Annotated in this window: 14 protein-coding genes; 9 read left to right on the plus strand and 5 right to left on the minus strand. The window is 71.0% G+C overall.

The annotated features are described in order from the left end of the window. Both ABZV40_RS35700 and ABZV40_RS35705 read right to left on the minus strand, forming a co-directional pair. The coding region (locus ABZV40_RS35700) for a hypothetical protein (protein WP_355451994.1) at positions 1 to 226 on the minus strand (226 nt) is incomplete at its 3' end. A gap of 15 nt (positions 227 to 241) precedes the next feature. Continuing rightward, entirely contained in the window at positions 242 to 2,908 is a 2,667-nt protein-coding gene (locus tag ABZV40_RS35705) for a Tat pathway signal sequence domain protein (protein ID WP_355451997.1), read from the minus strand. A 136-nt stretch (positions 2,909 to 3,044) separates the two neighbouring features. On the opposite strand from ABZV40_RS35705, the gene ABZV40_RS35710 reads away from it, so the two are divergent. Next, a complete protein-coding gene (locus tag ABZV40_RS35710; protein WP_355452000.1) occupies positions 3,045 to 3,884 on the plus strand; it encodes an SGNH/GDSL hydrolase family protein in 840 nt (279 codons plus the stop codon). 175 nt (positions 3,885 to 4,059) lie between these two features. Here ABZV40_RS35710 and ABZV40_RS35715 read toward each other — a convergent pair whose 3' ends face one another. Genes ABZV40_RS35715 through ABZV40_RS35725 form a run of 3 tightly spaced genes read right to left on the minus strand, consistent with a single transcriptional unit; the run spans position 4,060 to position 6,969 of the window. Further along, positions 4,060 to 4,851 carry an ABC transporter ATP-binding protein gene (locus tag ABZV40_RS35715; RefSeq protein WP_355452003.1) on the minus strand — a complete coding sequence of 264 codons (792 nt, stop codon included), beginning with the start codon at positions 4,849 to 4,851 and terminating at the stop codon, positions 4,060 to 4,062. Continuing rightward, positions 4,848 to 5,903, minus strand: a complete 1,056-nt coding sequence (locus tag ABZV40_RS35720; protein WP_355452006.1) for an iron ABC transporter permease — start codon at positions 5,901 to 5,903, stop codon at positions 4,848 to 4,850. Before ABZV40_RS35720 ends, ABZV40_RS35715 begins: the two co-directional genes overlap by 4 nt. Then, on the minus strand, positions 5,881 to 6,969 hold the full coding sequence (locus ABZV40_RS35725) for an ABC transporter substrate-binding protein (RefSeq protein WP_355452009.1): 1,089 nt from the start codon (positions 6,967 to 6,969) through the stop codon (positions 5,881 to 5,883). The genes ABZV40_RS35720 and ABZV40_RS35725 overlap by 23 nt, the downstream gene beginning before the upstream one ends. A 127-nt stretch (positions 6,970 to 7,096) precedes the next feature. On the opposite strand from ABZV40_RS35725, the gene ABZV40_RS35730 reads away from it, so the two are divergent. The 8 genes from ABZV40_RS35730 to ABZV40_RS35765 are packed head-to-tail and all read left to right on the plus strand — an operon-like array spanning position 7,097 to position 17,118. Continuing rightward, on the plus strand, positions 7,097 to 8,068 hold the full coding sequence (locus ABZV40_RS35730; RefSeq protein ID WP_355452119.1) for a beta-ketoacyl-ACP synthase III: 972 nt from the start codon (positions 7,097 to 7,099) through the stop codon (positions 8,066 to 8,068). 10 nt (positions 8,069 to 8,078) lie between these two features. Next, positions 8,079 to 8,318 (plus strand): acyl carrier protein, encoded by a 240-nt coding sequence (locus ABZV40_RS35735; RefSeq protein WP_355452012.1) that lies wholly within the window; start codon positions 8,079 to 8,081, stop codon positions 8,316 to 8,318. A 12-nt stretch (positions 8,319 to 8,330) separates the two neighbouring features. After that, a complete protein-coding gene (locus tag ABZV40_RS35740; RefSeq protein ID WP_355452015.1) occupies positions 8,331 to 9,185 on the plus strand; it encodes a TauD/TfdA family dioxygenase in 855 nt (284 codons plus the stop codon). Beyond that, positions 9,186 to 9,686 carry an FcoT family thioesterase gene (locus ABZV40_RS35745; RefSeq protein WP_355452018.1) on the plus strand — a complete coding sequence of 167 codons (501 nt, stop codon included), beginning with the start codon at positions 9,186 to 9,188 and terminating at the stop codon, positions 9,684 to 9,686. It begins immediately after the preceding gene. Positions 9,687 to 9,689: 3 nt separating this feature from the next. Beyond that, the gene (locus ABZV40_RS35750) at positions 9,690 to 11,228 is read left to right on the plus strand and encodes an AMP-binding protein (protein ID WP_355452021.1); all 1,539 of its coding nucleotides are present in this window, start codon (positions 9,690 to 9,692) and stop codon (positions 11,226 to 11,228) included. Positions 11,229 to 11,247: 19 nt separating this feature from the next. Next, on the plus strand, positions 11,248 to 11,484 hold the full coding sequence (locus ABZV40_RS35755; RefSeq protein ID WP_355452024.1) for a phosphopantetheine-binding protein: 237 nt from the start codon (positions 11,248 to 11,250) through the stop codon (positions 11,482 to 11,484). Further along, positions 11,477 to 15,697: an amino acid adenylation domain-containing protein gene (locus tag ABZV40_RS35760; protein WP_355452027.1), complete on the plus strand. Its 4,221-nt coding sequence runs from the start codon at positions 11,477 to 11,479 to the stop codon at positions 15,695 to 15,697. The genes ABZV40_RS35755 and ABZV40_RS35760 overlap by 8 nt, the downstream gene beginning before the upstream one ends. Further along, the gene (locus tag ABZV40_RS35765; RefSeq protein ID WP_355452030.1) at positions 15,694 to 17,118 is read left to right on the plus strand and encodes an MFS transporter; all 1,425 of its coding nucleotides are present in this window, start codon (positions 15,694 to 15,696) and stop codon (positions 17,116 to 17,118) included. The genes ABZV40_RS35760 and ABZV40_RS35765 overlap by 4 nt, the downstream gene beginning before the upstream one ends. The last annotated feature ends 4 nt before the right edge of the window (positions 17,119 to 17,122 follow it).

Genomic DNA, 17,122 nt, shown 5'->3' on the forward strand with positions numbered 1-17,122 from the left:
CCTTCATCCACCTCAGGTGGATGAAGGCGCCCTTCATAAAGATCAACACACGGGCATGTCCGAAATGCCCGATGGCATCGCTCCCACGTGACGGGCCGCAGAATCGGGAATCCGCGTGCTGTTCGTCGCCGCTAACCGCGCCCATGCGGTTCGATGTGCCGCGAATCGGCTTGGTGGCCGGCGCGGCAGCCAGGACCGGTGGGTAGCGGCCGACTTTGCCGGGCACTGACCGTGCACCGCGTCAGCCGGGCATCCTGTCCCCCACCAGGGCGAGGCACTGGATCGCCGCGAGTCCGTATTGGGCGGTCGCGTTCGTCGACACCCACGTCGCCTCGTCGACCGGGTTCAGCACGGCGGGACCGCTGACCCTGGTGCTGCGCCACGGGCTGCTCGCCGGGTAGCCCGCCTCACCGCGTTCCAGTTCCGCCCACGCGCGTGCCGCGAGGGCCGGGTTGCCCGTCTTCGCCGCGGCGTAGGCGGTGAGCCTGGCGTGCGCCTGCCTGAGGTTCAGGCTGCCGAAGGACTGCCCGACCGCGGCGATCTGCTCCTGCGCCGTGCCGTTGTACAGGGTGCAGTACTGCACCCAGGCGCGTTCGAACCCCGGCAGGTCCGCCGCGGCGATGATCTCGCTGCACATCTCCGCCAGGCCGAACACGGCACTGAGGTGCGACACGGACACGGCGACGGTGCCGGTGGCGAACTTGCCGGTGGTGAGGTCGTAGTTGCCCTGCCCGGTGATGAACCCGTTCTTCAGCTCGCCGATCGCCTCGCAGGTGTTGAGCAGCTTGGTCTTCGCGATCGGGTCGCCGCCGCGTTCCCACTCGGTGAACCACGCGGCGGCCAGCGCGCCCCAGTCGGTGCCGAGGCTGATCGACAGCGCCTTCGGGTCGGGCTCGTAGGGCTCGGTGCGGATCTTGCGCAGCGGGTCGAGGACGAGGAACGTCCGGTCCGCGTCGACCAGGTCGCGCAGGAGGTCGCCGACGCGTTCGTCGGCGGTGAGGAAGTACAGGAACCTGCGGTTGGCGGCGGTGCTGATGCGCAGCTGCTTGGCGCTGTCGGCCCAGTGCTGCACGCCGTGCCGGGTGCCGAGGCCGGCGTAGCGGCCGAGGTGGTAGACGTCGACCTCGCCGGTGTGCCGCGTCATCGCCTCCGCCAGGCGGAAGACGTCGGCGCGGCCGCTGCGCAGGTAGCTGTACCACAGCCACAGGTCGGTGCTGAGCTCCGAGTTGTCCCACGCGTAGCCGCCGACGTCGTAGCGCCACACGTGCCGGTCGTTGTCGTAGGTGTGCATGACGTCGCCGTAGTCCCAGAACCCGTACCACCGGCGCTGTTCCACCTGGTCGCGGTAGAAGGTGAAGAGGAAGTCGAGGCGGTCCTCGATCACCGCCCTGGCCGGGGTCGACCTGTCGACGGGAGACCAGTCGCCGAACACGCCCGCGGCGCGCATCCGTTGCGGCGTGGTGACGAGCAACGGCGGCGTGCTCACCACGGCCGCCTGCGCGGCGAGCCGTTCGGCCGAGGGCGTGGCGTCCAGCGCCCAGAACACCAGCTCGCTGGTCCGCGCGACGCCGTACGGGTCACCGAAGCCGGGCTCGTAGTCCTCGTAGGTGATCTCCAGCCCCTCCAGCTGTTCCGGGTAGGTGTCCATGCCCATGCCGTCGTGGTAGAACCGCAGGTCCATCGGCCTGGCATCGGGCGACCACAGCCACAGCGTGACCTCGGCCGAGTCGCCGGCCGCGCCGCGGACGTCGAGCTGCGTCGGGTGCGTCTGCCAGAAGTAGCGCTGGCCGAACGCGAATCCGCCACTCGCGCCGCCGACGTAACCGAAGCCGCCCGCTCTCGTGCCCGCCGCCGCGCGCACCCACCCGTGCCCGGCCTTGGTGCGCTTGCGGATCTCGAACCCGTCGGCGGTCAGCTGGCTCAGCGTGTAGTCGCCCCAGGCCGGGATCAGGTTCAGCCGCGAGCTCACCCTGGTGTCCCAGGTGGACACGTCCGGGGTGGCGCGTCCGGCGATCTGGGCCGCCCGGACCGCCGCACCCGGATCGCGGCGCAGCCCGGTGACGCCGCGCACGGCCTCGCTGAACAGGCCGCCGTCCGCGCTCGCGAACCGCACGTGGCGGTTGTGCGGCTGGTCGGACAACGGCACCTGGAACCGCACGCCGAGCCCGCTGACGAAGTCCTCCGACGCCTTGCCGTCGAAGACGAAGCTGTGCACCATCCGGAAGTTCTCCGCACCCGCGTGGAAGTACAGCCGGACCGTGAACGGCAGCCACGCCCGCGCACGGCGATCGGCGCGGTGCTTGCCCTCGATCCGCACCACCGCGCGCACCGGCCCGTCCTGCTCGACCGTCACCCGGTGCACCTCGCCGGTGTAGCGCTCCTCGTGCCGCAGGCACACCAGCTCCCCCCTGCGCGCGACGGCCTTGCCACCACGGGAGACCTCGTCGACCAGCACCCGGCCGCTCCGGTTGAGCACGCACCGCAGCACGCCGGTGTCCACCACGATCCGGCCGGCCTGCCGGGACACCGCGACCCGCTTGTCCCCCGCTGCCGCCGGACCGGGCGCGAGGAGGTACTTCGCGGCGGCCGGCGCGTCCGCGGGCATCGCGTGGGCGGTCCACTTCAGCGAACCGTCCGGCCAGCAGCCGGTCGGCCAGGTCTGCACCGGCACCGCCACGCCGTCGGCGGTGCGCAGGCCGAACGACTGGTCCGCCCGCAACTGTCCCTTCGGCCACGGCACGCCCCACGTGACTCCGGTCATCGCGGCGGGGACACCGCCTTCGAGCCAGTGCAGCTCGGTCGGTTCGCCCGGCTCCGCGGCCGCCGCGACGCCGCCCAAGGGTGCGGACATCGCGATCGGCAGCGCCGCACCGCCGGCCAGCAGGGTCCGGCGAGTGAGTGGAGACATGCTTCAACGCCCTTTCGGAGTACGGGATCACGCTCGGGAAAGCGCTTTCCGGAACGGCACGCAAGGGTTACTCTCGAATCGAGGACCGTTTTCCGTTCGTCTACATCAGACAAACCTCGCCCGTCTGGAGACAGCTGTGAGGAAACGTTTTCTGGCCGTGGCCGCGCTGACCGTCCTGCCACTGCTGCCGGTGGCCGGGCCCGCCTCGGCCGGCACACGCGAGTGCGCCCCGGCCACCGGTGTGCCGGCGAGCGCCGCCGCACCCGTGAAAGTGTGGCTCGCCGGAGACTCGACGATGGCCGACCCGAAGTCGAGCTGCCCGGTCGGCTGGGGCAACCAGTTCGACGCGCTGTTCAACGACGACGTCACCGTGGTGAACAGCGCGGTGGCCGGCCGGAGCATCCAGACCTGGCTGTACGAGTCGAACGTGCAGAACACCAAGGACTCGGCCGGCGAGTGCGTGGTGAGCCCGAAGACCTTCCACCAGCGCTGGCAGAACATGTTGAATCCCACCACCGGCATGAAGGCCGGGGACTACCTGGTGATCCAGTTCGGCATCAACGACGGCAGCCCCGACTGCCCCCGGCACGTCGGCGGCGCCCGCTACAAGGAACTGCTCGCACTGATGACCAAGGCGGCCGAAGACCGCGGCGTCACGCCGATCCTCCTGACGCCCGTTTCCGCCATCAAGTGCAGCGGCAACACCGCGGTGGGCACGCGCGGATTCCTCACCGAGACGTTCGACGCGGCCAGGGACGCCGGGGTGCCCGTCATCGACCTGCACAAGCTGAGCTACACGCTCTACAACACGCTCAAGTTCTGCCCCAACGACGGCGACTTCACCAAGGGCCCGGTCGGCGCGTTCTTCTGCAACGACCACACGCACTTCGAGGCGGCCGGAGCCAGGCAGATCGCCGGTGTGGTGGCCAAGGCCCTGCGCGACCAACGGATTCCCCTTTCGAGCTACCTCAAGTGAGAACCGCCGTTCGAATTCGAATCGAATTTTCCTCGATTTTCTTTCACCCGTCAGGAACATTAGCGACAACGCGCGTTCCGGGAAAGGGAGTCGGTGACGCCGGACCAGTGGGAGGCGACCGGTCCGGCGTGACCCGTCCACTGGTCGGACGCCGGTGCGAGGAAGTTCCCCGATCTCACCCGGTCGAGGGACGCGGCACTCGGGTGCGGGACGCCGTCACGAAGTGCGGGCGTCCCGTCAGCGGATGCGGCACCACCGCGCTCTCCACCCCGAACACCTCGGCCACCCGTTCCGGCACGAGCACGTCGGCGGGCGGGCCGGAGACGACCACGCGGCCGCCGTGCACCAGAACCAGGCGGTCGCAGTACGTCGTGGCGTGGTCGAGGTCGTGCAGTGCGGCGACGGTGGTGAGCCCGAGGTCGCGGACCAGGTCCAGGAGTTCGAGCTGGGCGCCGATGTCGAGGTGGTTGGTGGGCTCGTCCAGCAGCAGGACGGGTGCCTGCTGGGTCAGGGCTCTCGCGACGAGCACGCGTTGGCGCTCGCCTCCGGACAGCGTCGCGAACACCCGGTCGGCCGCCCAGCTCATGCGCACGCGGGCCAGTGCCTCGTCGGCGATCACGCGGTCGGCGCGCGTTTCCCGGTCCAGCAGGCGTTTGTGCGGTAGGCGGCCCATCGCGACGACTTCGCGCACGGAGTAGTCGTTGTCGAGGTCGTGGTCCTGGGCGACGACGGCGGTGCGCAGACCGGCTTGGCGGGCACCGGCGCGCCACACGTCCTTCTGTCCGATGTAGACCGTCCCGGCGCTGGGTTTGAGCGCGCGGTAGAGGCAGCGCAACAGGGTGCTCTTGCCGGAACCGTTGGGGCCGATGACACCCGTGACGCAACCGGGTTCCGCGACCAGGTCGGCTCGGTCGATGATGACGGTGTCGTCGATGCGGACCTGGACGCCCTCGACCACGACCTTCATCGCCACACCTTCTTCCTGTTGCGCAGCAGCACCAGGAAGAACGGGGCGCCCAGCGCGGCGGTGAAGATGCCGATGGGCATCTCGTTCGGACGGTCGACCGTGCGGGTCACGAGGTCCACGAGCACGAGGAACACCGCCCCCGCGAGCAGTGACACCGGGAGGAGCTTGCGGTGGTCCGGCCCCACGACCAGGCGCACGGCGTGCGGCACGATCAGGCCGACGAAGCCGATCCCGCCCGCGACGCTGACCACGGTGGCGGTCAGCAGCGACGACGCGATGAGCAGATGGACGCGCAGCGCGTGGACGTTCACACCGAGCCCCGCGGCGGTGTCGTCACCGACGGACAGCGCGTTCATCGAACGACCCTGGGTGAGCAGCCACGCGGCGGTCAGCGCGACCGCCGCCGCGGGCACGCCGAGGTCGGCCCACTTCGCGCCGGACACCGAACCCAGCAGCCAGAACATGACCCGCCGCAGCTCCGTCGGCCCGGCCTGGAGCTGGACGTAGCTGGTGGCGGCGTTGCCCAGCGCGGCGACCGCGACACCGGCCAGCACGAGGCTGCTGCCGAGCAGGCGCCCGCCGCGCTGGGCCATGACGAACACGACCGCCAGGCTGATCAGCGACCCCGCGAACGCCGCTCCGGCGACCCCGAGGCCCGCCAGGACGACACCGCCGGTGGTGAGCGCGACGACCGCACCCAGTGACGCGCCGGCGGAGACGCCGAAGAGGTACGGATCGGCCAAGGGGTTGCGCACCAGCGTCTGCAGACACACCCCCGCGAGGCTGAGGCCCGCGCCCGCCACGGCGGCGAGCAGCACGCGCGGTGTGCGGAAGTCCCAGACGATCTGGTCCGTCAGCGGATCCGGGCCCGCGGCACCGGAGGTCAGGTGCGCCAGCACGATCTCCAGCACCCGCCCCACCGGCACGTCGACGGTGCCGACGCCGATCGCGAACGCCACCGAGAACACCAACGCCGCCGCGAGGCCCGCCAGCAGGAGCGCGTAGCGAGGCCCGGCGACGAGGTGCGGGCTACTGCCGGCCGTGCGCGGCATCGGCGATCTTCCCGACGGCGACGGCGTTGAGCGGCCCGAGGTAGAAGCTGTCGGACACCGACGTGTACGTCCTGGTCTTCGAGGCCTCCCACTGCGGGAACTTCGCGAAGAGATCCGCGGCGAGCTTCTCCGCGTTCTCGTTCTCCTGGTACAGCCCGATCACGAGCACGTCCACCTTCGCGGCGGCGAGGGCCTCCGCGTTGATCTCCGACAGCTCGGCGGTCGTCCTGCCCGCGAACGCGTTCACGCCGCCCGCGCGCGACACGATGTCGTCGTAGATTCCGCCGCCGAACACCGCTGGAAGGCCGTTGCTGTTCATCATGGCCATGCCGGGATACGCGACGAGCACGCTCTTCGGCTGCTTGCCCGCCACCCGTTGCCTGATCTGCTCGATCTTCGCGCGCGCCTGGTTCACGTGGTCGGCCGCGCGCTGCTGCACGTCGAAGATCTGGCCCAGCTGCAGCAGCAGCTCGAACGACGACTCGATCGACTGGCCCTTCAGGCGTTCCCGGTCCGCCGGGCTCGCGGCGGGGTCGCCGTAGGCGCAGTTGACGGGGGTGACGTAGCTCTGCGCACCGGCCTGCGCGAGCTGGTCCCTGGTGATGGAACCGATCTTCTCGTCGAAACCGCCCGCCCACGTGGAGATCACGAGGTCGGGCTTGAGCGCGAGCACCTGCTCCCTGGGCACCTCGAAGTTGTCGTTGAGCTTCAGGCCCGCGGTGGGCACGTTCTTGACCTTCGCGACCATCGACGGGTCGTCGGACACGCCGTAGGACTGGCTGTTGGCCAGGATCCGGTCCTCCAGGCCCAGCGTCAGGAAGCTCTCCACCTCGGCCACGGACGTGCCGTTGAGCAACACCACCCGGCTCGGCGCCTTGTCGAACGTGAGCTTGCGACCGCAGTTCTCGATCGTGAGCGGGTACGTCGTCGGTGCGGCCGTCGCGATCACCGAAGGTCCGGTGGATGTCGGCGTGTTCGCGACGGAACCCGCTGTGCCACAAGCGGTCGCCGCCACCAGGACCACGGCGAGTGCCGGCACGCCCCGGGAGGGCAGGTAGGTGTTCACGCCTCACTAGTCGAGGTGCGCGCCGAGAAGTTCCCGGTGACCCTCGTCACAGACACCTCGCGGGAACCACCGGCGGTGCGCGCTCGACTTCCTTGCCATGTGGGAGAAATCCGCCGCCGCCCTGACGATGGAAGCGCGCTCGCCGCGACCGGGACGCACCGCGGTGCTCGCGGCCGTCGGTGCGCACGTTCCGTCCATTGTGGTCACCAACGACGATCTCGCCGCGCGGCTCGACACGTCCGACGAGTGGATCACCAGCCGGACCGGGATCAGGACGCGGCACGTGGCCGAGCCGGGGAGGTCGACGTCGGACCTCGCGATCGCGGCGGGCACCGCGGCCCTGCGCGCCGCCGGTCCGGACGCGTCGATCGACACGGTGGTGCTCGCGACCTCGACGCCGGACCGGCTCGTTCCGGCCACCGCACCGGCGGTCGCCGCGGGCCTGGGGCTGGCCGGTGTGGCCGCCTTCGACGTCGACGCGGTGTGCTCCGGTTTCGTCTACGGGCTCGCCGTGGCGAACGGGCTGATCGCGGCCGGAACCGCGCGCCAGGTGCTCCTGATCGGCGCGGACACCTTCTCCGCCATCGTCGATCCCGCCGACCGCACCACCGCGCCGCTGTTCGGTGACGGCGCCGGCGCGGTCGTGCTGCGCGCGGGCGAAGCGGGCGAACCGGGTGCGCTGCTCGCCGTCGAGCTCGGCAGCGACGGCGCGCTCGCCGACCTGATCACCGTGCGGGACGGCTGGTTCGCCATGCAGGGGCAAGCCGTGTACCGGCAGGCCGTCACACGCATGGCGGGCGCGGCCCGCGACGTGCTGGCGCGGACCGGGTGGCAGCCGGAGGACGTCGACGCCTTCGTCAGCCACCAGGCGAACCTGCGCATCCTGCGGGCGGTCGGCGCGGACCTCGGCATCGACGCCGAGCGGGTGCACGCCAACGTCACCGACGTCGGCAACACGGTCGCGGCGTCGATCCCGCTGGCGCTGGCCCACGCCCACGCGGCGGGCCGCCTCCGCGCGGGTGACCGCGTGCTGCTCTCGGCGTTCGGCGGCGGCACGACCTGGGGCGCCGCCACCCTCGTCTGGCCGGAACTCAGCTGAAGGGAGAACCGTGGAACAGCAACAGGTGCACGAGCTCGTCGAGGACTTCGTCCGCCGGCTGAACGACACCTCGGACACCGAGGTGCCACCCACCGCACAGCTCACCGAACTCGGCATCGACTCGCTCAGTCTCGTCGACCTGCTCTTCACCCTGGAACGCACGTTCGAGGTGTCCATTCCGGACGAAGCCCTGCCCGGCATCTCGACCGTCGCCGACCTCACCGGCTACGTGGTCACCACCTCGCGCTGAAGGAGAACGTTGATGCGGATCACCGAGCAGGACGGCATCGGCGTCATCGCCGAGAACTTCGACTCCTCCCGCGACGAGGACGTGCGCGCGCTCAAGGAAGCCGTGTACCGCGACAAGATCGTCGTGCTGAAGGACCAGGATCTGGACCCGAAACAGTTCCTGGCTCTGGGCACAAGACTCGGCACACCGCAGACCTACTACGAGCCGATCTACCACCACCCCGAGGTGAAGGAGGTCTTCGTCTCGTCGAACGTCGATGACGGTGAGAAGCGCGTCGGCGTGCCGAAGACCGGCAAGTTCTGGCACTCGGACTACCAGTTCATGCCCAGACCGTTCGACATCACCCTGATCTACCCGCAGGTCGTGCCGTCACGCCACCGCGGCACGTTCTTCATCGACCTCACCAAGGCCTACGAGAACCTCAGCGAGGAGCTCAAGCTGGCGGTGAAGGACACCACCGCGTGGCACAGCGTCCGCCGCTACTTCAAGATCCGGCCCAGCGACGTCTACCGGCCGCTGTCGGAGATCATCGAGGAGGTCGACGCCAGGACACCCCCGGTGGCGCTGCCGACCGCCCACCCGCACCGGCACACCGACGAGACGATCCTCTACATCAGCGAGGGTTTCACACTGTCCATCACGGACTCCGACGGCCGTGAACAGCCCGAGCTGCTGCGCGAGCTGCTGGCCTCGACCGGCCAGCTGGACCGGGAGTTCGAGCATCCCGCCGTCCACCTGCAGACCTACGACAAGGGCGACCTGCTGGTGTGGGACAACCGCAGCCTCGTGCACCGCGCGCTGCACACCGCCACCGACGAGCCCGCGGTGTCGTACCGCGTCACGGTCTACGACGGCGCGGAGGCCTGAATGACCGCCGCGACCGATCTGCTCACCGCCGTCCTGCGCTGCTACCAGCCGCACTGCCGCTACCTGACCTCGGCCGAGGTCGCGCGGGACGGCGAAGTGGTGCGCGGCGAGGGAGTCATGCGCATCCCGGAGTCGTGCTACATCGACGACACCGGTCATCTGAACTCCGTCGAGGTCGGCATCTGCTACAACCAGCTGCTGTACCACGTGATCGCGGCCTCGGTGCGTGACGGGCTGCTGCCGGAGCTCGCCGACTGGACGCTGGACGACTTCTGGCGCCGGCAGCTGCCGGACGTCCTGATCGCCCGCTTCTCCTGCGACTTCCGGCGGCCGATCGACCCGCGCTCGTTCTGCTTCGAGCTCGTGGTCGACCGTGCGACGCGACGCACGCTGCGTCCCGGCGCCGATCCGCTGGTGTCGCTGGAGACGACCTTCCGCTGCTGGGACGACGACGGCGGTGCCTGCGAGGGTGCCGTGCGGGTCGCGATCGTGGGGAGCTGAGCCATGTCCGCCGAACGCCTTCACCACGCCGAATTGCGCACCGTCGCGCGCATTCCGGGCTACCACGCCGAACGCACGCCCGGCGTTCCCGCCATCACGTGTGCCGGCCGCACGTTGACCTACGCCGAACTGCACGCCTTGAGCAACCGCATCGGGCACGCCCTGCTCGCGGACGGCGTCGGCCGGGGTGACCGGGTCGCCTACCTGGGCCTGGAGTCGGTGGACTACTACGCGACGTACTTCGCCTGCGCGAAGATCGGCGCGGTGCTGGTGCCGATCAACTTCCGGCTCACCGGGCCGGAGGTCGCCCACGTCCTGCGCGACTCCGGCAGCGCGCTGCTCGTCGTGGACGACGACCTGCGGCCGGTGGCCGACGGGCCGCGGATGCGCGGAACCGGCGAGTTCGCGGAGTGGACGCGGCCGCATCCCGCCACCGAGCTGCCGGAGGTGACGGGACCGGAGGACGCCTTGGTGCAGCTGTACACCAGCGGCACCACCGGGTTGCCCAAGGGAGTCGTGCTGGCTCAGCGCAGCTTCTTCGCGATCCGGGACTCGCTCGCCGAGGCGGACCTGGACTGGATCGACTGGCGGGAAGGCGATCGCAGCCTGATCGGCATTCCGGGCTTCCACGTCGGCGGCATCTGGTGGGCCACCCAGGGCTTTTCGGCCGGTGTCACGAACGTGGCGATGCCCCGGTTCGACAGCGCGGGCGCGCTGCGGCTGATCAGCGAGGGCGTCACGACCGCGTGCGTGGTGCCGTCGATGCTGCGGCTGCTGCTCGCCGAGCCGGGAGCGGACAAGGAGGCGTTCGCGTCCCTGCGCAAGATCGTCTACGGCGGTTCCCCGATCGCGGAAGCACTGCTGCAGGAGGCACTTCCGGTGTTCGACTGCGACTTCGCGCAGATCTACGGCCTGACCGAGACCGGCAACACCGCCGTCTGCCTGCCGCCCGCCGATCACGTCGTCGGCGGCCCGCGGTTGCGCGCCGCGGGAAAGCCCTACCCCGCGGTCGAGGTCGAGATCATCGGGGACGACGGCAGGCCGTTGCCGGTCGGCGAGGTCGGTGAGGTGTGTCTGCGCACGCCCGCCCGCATGATCGAGTACTGGGGCCTGCCGGAGGCGACCGCGGCCACGCTCGTCGACGGGTGGATCCACACCGGTGACGCGGGCCGCCTCGACGAGGACGGGTACGTCTTCATCAGCGACCGGCTCAAGGACATGATCATCGTCGGCGGGGAGAACATCTACCCGGCCGAGATCGAGAACGTGCTGGCGAAGCACCCCGCCGTGGCCGACGTCGCGGTGATCGGTGTCCCGGACGACAAGTTCGGTGAGGCGGTGCACGCGTTCGTGGCCGTGCGGCCGGACGATGAGGTCCGCCCGCGCGAGCTGTTCGTGTTCAGCCGGGAACGGCTGGCGAGCTTCAAGATCCCGTCGAGGTTCGAGTTCGTCGATCGCGTGCCCCGCAACCCGAGCGGCAAGATCCTGCGCCGCGAGCTGCGCGAGAAGTTCTGGTCCGGCCGCGACCGCCAGGTCAACTGACTTCATCCGGAGGAACCCGATGCTCACGCTCGACGGCGTGCGGACCCAGCTCGCCGAACGCCTCCACCTCGAACCCGCCGAGCTCACCGACGACACCGACCTGTTCGCGGAGGGCCTCGACTCCGTCACCATCGTCGACCTGCTGGAGGACTGGCGTGGCAGCGGCGCCGAGGTCAGCTTCGCGGATCTCGCCGAACGGCCGACGCTGCGCGCGTGGTGGGACCTGCTCGCCAGGACGGCCACCGGCGATGCCTGACACAACGCTCACCACTGCGCAGTACGGCATCTGGGCCGGCCAGCAGCTCGATCCCGCCTCGCCCGCCTACAACACGGCCGAGTACGCCGACATCGACGGCCCGCTGGACGTCGGCGCGCTGGTGCAGGCGATCCGGCACGTGGTGGCGGAGACAGAAGCGTTGTCGATGCGGTTCGTCGAGCACGAGGACGGACCGAGACAGGTCGTCGATCCGCCGGTGTGGGACGTGCGGATCGTGGACGTCAGCGGTGAACCGGATCCCCTGGCCGCTGCGGAGTCGTGGATGGCACACGACGTCGCCACTCCGGTCGACCTCGCGTGCGACGTGCTGTTCGCGCACGTGATCTTCCGGCTCTCCGCCGACCACCACCTGTGGTACCACCGGGTGCACCACATCCTGCTCGACGGCTACGGGTTGTCCCTCGTGGCACGCCGGGTCGCCGAGGTCTGCACGGCATTGGTGCGCGGCAGCGAAGTCGGCGCGCACGGGTTCGGCACGCTGAGGTCGGTGCTGGAAGCCGAGGCCGCCTACCTCGCCTCGCCGGAGCACGCGCGCGACGCCGAGTTCTGGACGGCCTACCACGAAGACCGTCCCGCGCCCGCCACCCTGGCCGGACGTTCGGCGACGCTGCCCCGCCACGTCGTCCGCGCCTGGGCCGAATGCTCCACAGTGGACGAACTGCGCGCCGCAGCCCACGAGGCGGGCGGGACGTGGACCGACGTGCTGATCGCCGGAATCTCCGCGTACGTGCACCGGATGACGGGCGCCGAGCAGGTCTCGCTCGCGGTCCCGGTCATGCTGCGCACCGGTTCGGTGGCGTTGCGCGTGCCGTGCATGGTGCTCAACGTCGTCCAGCTCTACACGGACTTCAGCGACCGGCCCTCGCTCGTCGGCCTGACCGGGCAGGTGGCCCGGCACCTGCGCCGCAGCAGGCGGCACCACCGCTACCGCTACGAACAGCTGCGCCGCGATCTCGGCCTGCTCAACAGCGAACGGAAGCTGTTCGGGCCGTCCGCGAACATCATGCCGTTCGACTACGGCCTGAAGTTCGGCGGAACGTCCGCGGTGATGCGCAACGTGTCCGCGGGTCTCGTCGAAGATCTCGCGTTCAACGTCTACCACCGCGCCGACGGCACCGGTCTCGCCATCGCGCTGGACGGCAACCCGAACCTCTACACCACCGAAGAGCTCGCCACCCACGCCGAACGGCTGCCCGTGTTCCTGCGCCGGCTGCTGGCCGAGCCGACCACCCCGGTGGCCGAGGCGGACCTGCTCCTCGACCGCGAACGGGTTCTCGGGTGCGAGGTGAGCCGCGAGTGGCCCGACGGCACCATCACCGACCTCCTCGCGGACCGGGTGGCCGCCACCCCGGAACGCACGGCGCTCGTCGCGGCCGACGAGGACGGCGAGCACGTGCGGCTGACGTTCGCCGAGGTGGACGAGCGGGTGGGGCGACTGGCACACCGCCTGCACGAGGCGGGAGCGCGGCCGGGCACGACGGTGCTGCACCTGCTGCCCCGCACCGCCGACGCGATCATCGCCCTGTTCGCGGTGCTGCGGACCGGAGCGGCGTACGTGCCCGCCGATCCCGACCACCCGCCGCGCAGGCTGGCGTTCCTCCTCGACGACACCCGTCCGCAGCTCGTCGTCACCACCCGTGACCTGGCGTCGCGGTTACCGACCGGCACGCCCGCGATCGCGGTCGACGTGCCGGGAGCGACTGCTGGTGCGGCGGTCGCGGTCACGCCGGACGAACCGCTGTGCCTCATCTACACCTCCGGGTCCACCGGTGAGCCCAAGGCCGCCGTGATCACCCACCGCGCCATGGTGAACCTCTATCACCACCACCGCACCGAGATGATCGAGCCCGCCGAACGCGAGCACGGCGTGATCCGGGCCGCGCTCACGGCGTCGCTGTCGTTCGACACGTCCTGGGAAGGCCTGCTGTGGCTGCTGGGCGGCCACGAGCTGCACTTCGTGCCCGACGACGTGCGCCGTGACCCCGCCGAGCTGTTGCGCTACATCGACGCGGAACGCGTGGGGTTCCTCGACATCACGCCGACCTATGCCGAGGAGCTGCTGACCGCGGGCCTGCTCGCGCCGGGACAGCACCGTCCCGCCGTCATCGCGCTGGGCGGTGAGGCCACCGGCCAGGCGTTGTGGTCGGCGTTGCGCGAGGCCGAGGGCATCACCGCCTACAACCTCTACGGCCCGACGGAATGCACCGTCGACACGGTGTGGGCGCGGCTGGCCGACAGCCCGACTCCGGTCATCGGCCGCCCGGTGGCCAACACCCGTTGCCACGTCCTGGACCGCGAGCTCCGGCCGGTCCCGCCCGGAGTCGTGGGAGAGCTGTGTCTGGGCGGCACGCCGCTCGCGCTCGGCTATCACCGGCGGCCCGAGCTGACCGCGCGGAAGTTCGCCCGCGGGCCGTCCGGCGAGCGGCTGTACCGCACCGGTGACCTCGCCCGGTGGCGGCCGGACGGACTGCTGGAGTACCTGGGGCGCAACGACGACCAGGTCAAGATCCGCGGCTTCCGGATCGAGCCGGGCGAGGTCGAGGCCGCGCTCACCACCCATCCGGACGTCGCGCAGGTCGCCGTGGTTCCGCGCGATGACCGGCTGGTGGCCTACGTCGTCCCGAACTCACGCGCTCCTGAACCGTCTGCCCTGCGTGCGCACGCGGCGAGCCTGCTGCCGGATCACCTGGTGCCGCCCGTCTACGTCGTGCTCGACCGGTTTCCCCGCACGGTCAACGGCAAGCTGGACCGGGCGGCGCTGCCGGAACCGGCCGTCACGACCAGCAGGCGGCAGCCGTCCGGCGACCGGGAACGGGCGCTGTGCGCGTTGTTCGCCGAAACCCTGGGCGTGCCCGAGATCGGGGCCGACGACGACTTCTTCGCACTGGGCGGGCATTCGCTGCTCGTCGCGAAGCTGCTGAGCCGGGTGCGGGCGGAGTTCGGCGTCCGGCTCGGCCTCCGGGACGTGTTCGAGGCCTCGACCGTCGCGGCGCTCGCCCTCAGGCTGAACGCCGTCGCGCCCCTCGCCGCAGCTCCTCTGTCCGATGTGGACCTTCGGGCCGAGGTCGTGCTCGACGACGCGATCACCGCGGCCGGGCTGCCACCGCCCACCGGCCGGGTCGACGACGTGCTGCTCACCGGCGCGACCGGCTTCCTCGGCGCGTTCCTGCTGCGGGAACTGCTCGACCGCACGTCCGCGCGAGTGCACTGCCTGGTGCGCGGGCAGGACGCACTGGCCCGGCTGCGGACGTCGTTGCGGCGCTTCGGGTTGCCGGAGGACGGCCTGCATCGCGTCGTCGCGGTGCCGGGAGATCTGGAGCTGCTGTCGTTCGGGCTGGCCGAGGACGACTTCCGGCGGCTCGCGAGCGAGGTCGACGTGGTGCTGCACAACGGCGCCAGGGTGAACCACCTCGACCCGTACCGGCGGCTGCGGGCGGCGAACGTGACGGGCACGGCGGAGGTGTTGCGGCTCGCGACCACCCACCGGCTCAAGGCCGTGCACTTCGTGTCCACCTGCGACACCGCGGTCGCGACCGACGGCAACCCGCCGATCGTGCGGGAGACGCGACGGGTCAGGCCCGAGTCGTTGCTGCCCAACGGTTACGTCGCGAGCAAATGGGTCGCGGAAGGCCTGGTGCTGCTGGCCGCCGAACGCGGAGTGCCGGTCGCCGTGCACCGGCCGAGCCGCATCGGCGGCCACAGCGGGACAGGCGCCGCGAGCACAGATGACGCGCTGTGGAACCTCGTGCGCGGCATGCTCGTCGTCGGCGCGGCACCGGACCATCCCGGTCACGCCGACGTGGTCCCGGCGGACCGGGTCGCCGCTGCCGTGGTGCACCTGCTCGTCCACGACGGGACCGGCGCGACCTACCACCTGACCAGCCCGCGGCCGCTCGCCGTCGACGACGTGGTCGACAGACTCCGCGACCGCGGCTACCGCCTCACCGGGCTGCCCGCGGCCGAATGGCGCGATCTGCTGACCGACGCCGCCGACGCGGGTGACCACCGCCTCGCCGTCGCCGTCGCGCACGCACCCGCGTTGGGCGGTGCCGAACCGGTCGTCTTCGGACGAGACGCCCTGACGGGCGCGGGCCTCGACGTCCCCGCCGTGGACGGCCCGATGCTCGACCGCCACCTCGACCACTTCATCGCCACCGGTTTCTTCCCCGCACCGCAACGAGGGCAGCCATGACCACGACCACCGGACACGTCAGCGCGAGGACCTGGCTCGGCCTGGCGGCGATCCTGGCCGCCACCTTCATGGGCCAGGTCGACGGCTTCATCGTCACCGTCGCCGCACCGTCGGTCCAGCGCGACCTCCCCGCGTCGTTCGGCCAGATCCAGCTCGTCGGCGCGGCCTACGTGCTCGCGTGCGCCGCGGGGCTGGTCACCGGCGGCAGGCTCGGCGACCACTGGGGCCGCCGCAGGACGTTCCTGGCGGGCATCGCGGTGTTCACCGTCGCCTCGCTGCTGTGCGGCCTGGCGCCGAGCCCCGGGGTGCTCATCGTCCTGCGGTGCGTGCAGGGCCTGGCCGCGGCGGTGCTCGTGCCGCAGGAACTGGCCCTGATCCACGCCATGTTCCCGGGACGGACCCAGCGCGCCCGCGCGATCGGCTGGTACGGCGTCGTCCTGGGGCTCGGGGTCATCGCCGGGCTCGGCGGTGGAGGCCTGCTCGTGCACTGGAACCCGGCGGACCTCGGCTGGCGCGCGGTGTTCCTGGTCAACGTGCCGATCGGCCTGCTCATCCTCCTCGTCGGCCGGGCTGCCGTCGATGAGAGCAGGTCGAGCGAACGGCCGGGCGCCGACCTCGCCGGTGCGGCGCTGACCGCGATCGCGTTGCCCTCGCTGCTGGTGCCACTCGTGCTCGGCACCGAGCCGGGCGCCTCCGGTCTGTTGTGGACACTGCCGTTCGTCGCGCTGGCCGCGGGCGTCCTTCTGGTGCGGCAGCAGCGAAAGCTCGCCGCGTCCGGCGGTGCGCCGCTGTTCCCGCCGCGGGTGCTCGCCACGCCCGGCCTGCGGACGCGCCTCGCCGCCATCACGACGTTCTTCGCGGGCAACTCGGGGCTGTTCCTGGTGTTCACCTACTACGTGCAGACCGGCCTGGGCCGAGACCCGTTGACGGCCAGTCTGATGTTCGTGCCGCTGGGTGCCGCGTTCGCGCTCGGATCCGCCTGGAGCGCCCGCCTGTCCGCGCGCTTCGGGGACCGGCTGCCCGTGCTCGGCTGCTGCCTGCTCGCACTGGCGTTGCTCGGTCATCTGGCGGCCGTGCGCGCACCGGTCGACGCCCAGGACTTCCTGCTCGCCGTCGCGATCGGTGCCGTCGGGCTGGCCCAGGGTATCGTCGTGGCACCCGTCGTCACCGGGATCTTCGCGCGGGTCGGCACGGACGACGCCGGGGCGACCTCCGGGGTCGCGTCGACCGTCACCCAGCTGGCCTTGGCGACCGGCTACTCCGTCATCGGCGTCGGCTACCGGATGCTGCTGGGCGCCGCACCCGGCGCGCCGGCCGTGCCGTTGAACGACCACGTGCACGCGTATTCGGTGAGCATCGTCGTGCTGGCGGCGCTGGCGCTGGTGACCGGTGCGCTGTGCGCCCGCAGCAGTCCGTTGTGAACTG

Origin of the sequence: Lentzea sp. NPDC004782 (genome assembly GCF_040609115.1) — a bacterium.
Lineage (GTDB): Bacteria > Actinomycetota > Actinomycetes > Mycobacteriales > Pseudonocardiaceae > Lentzea.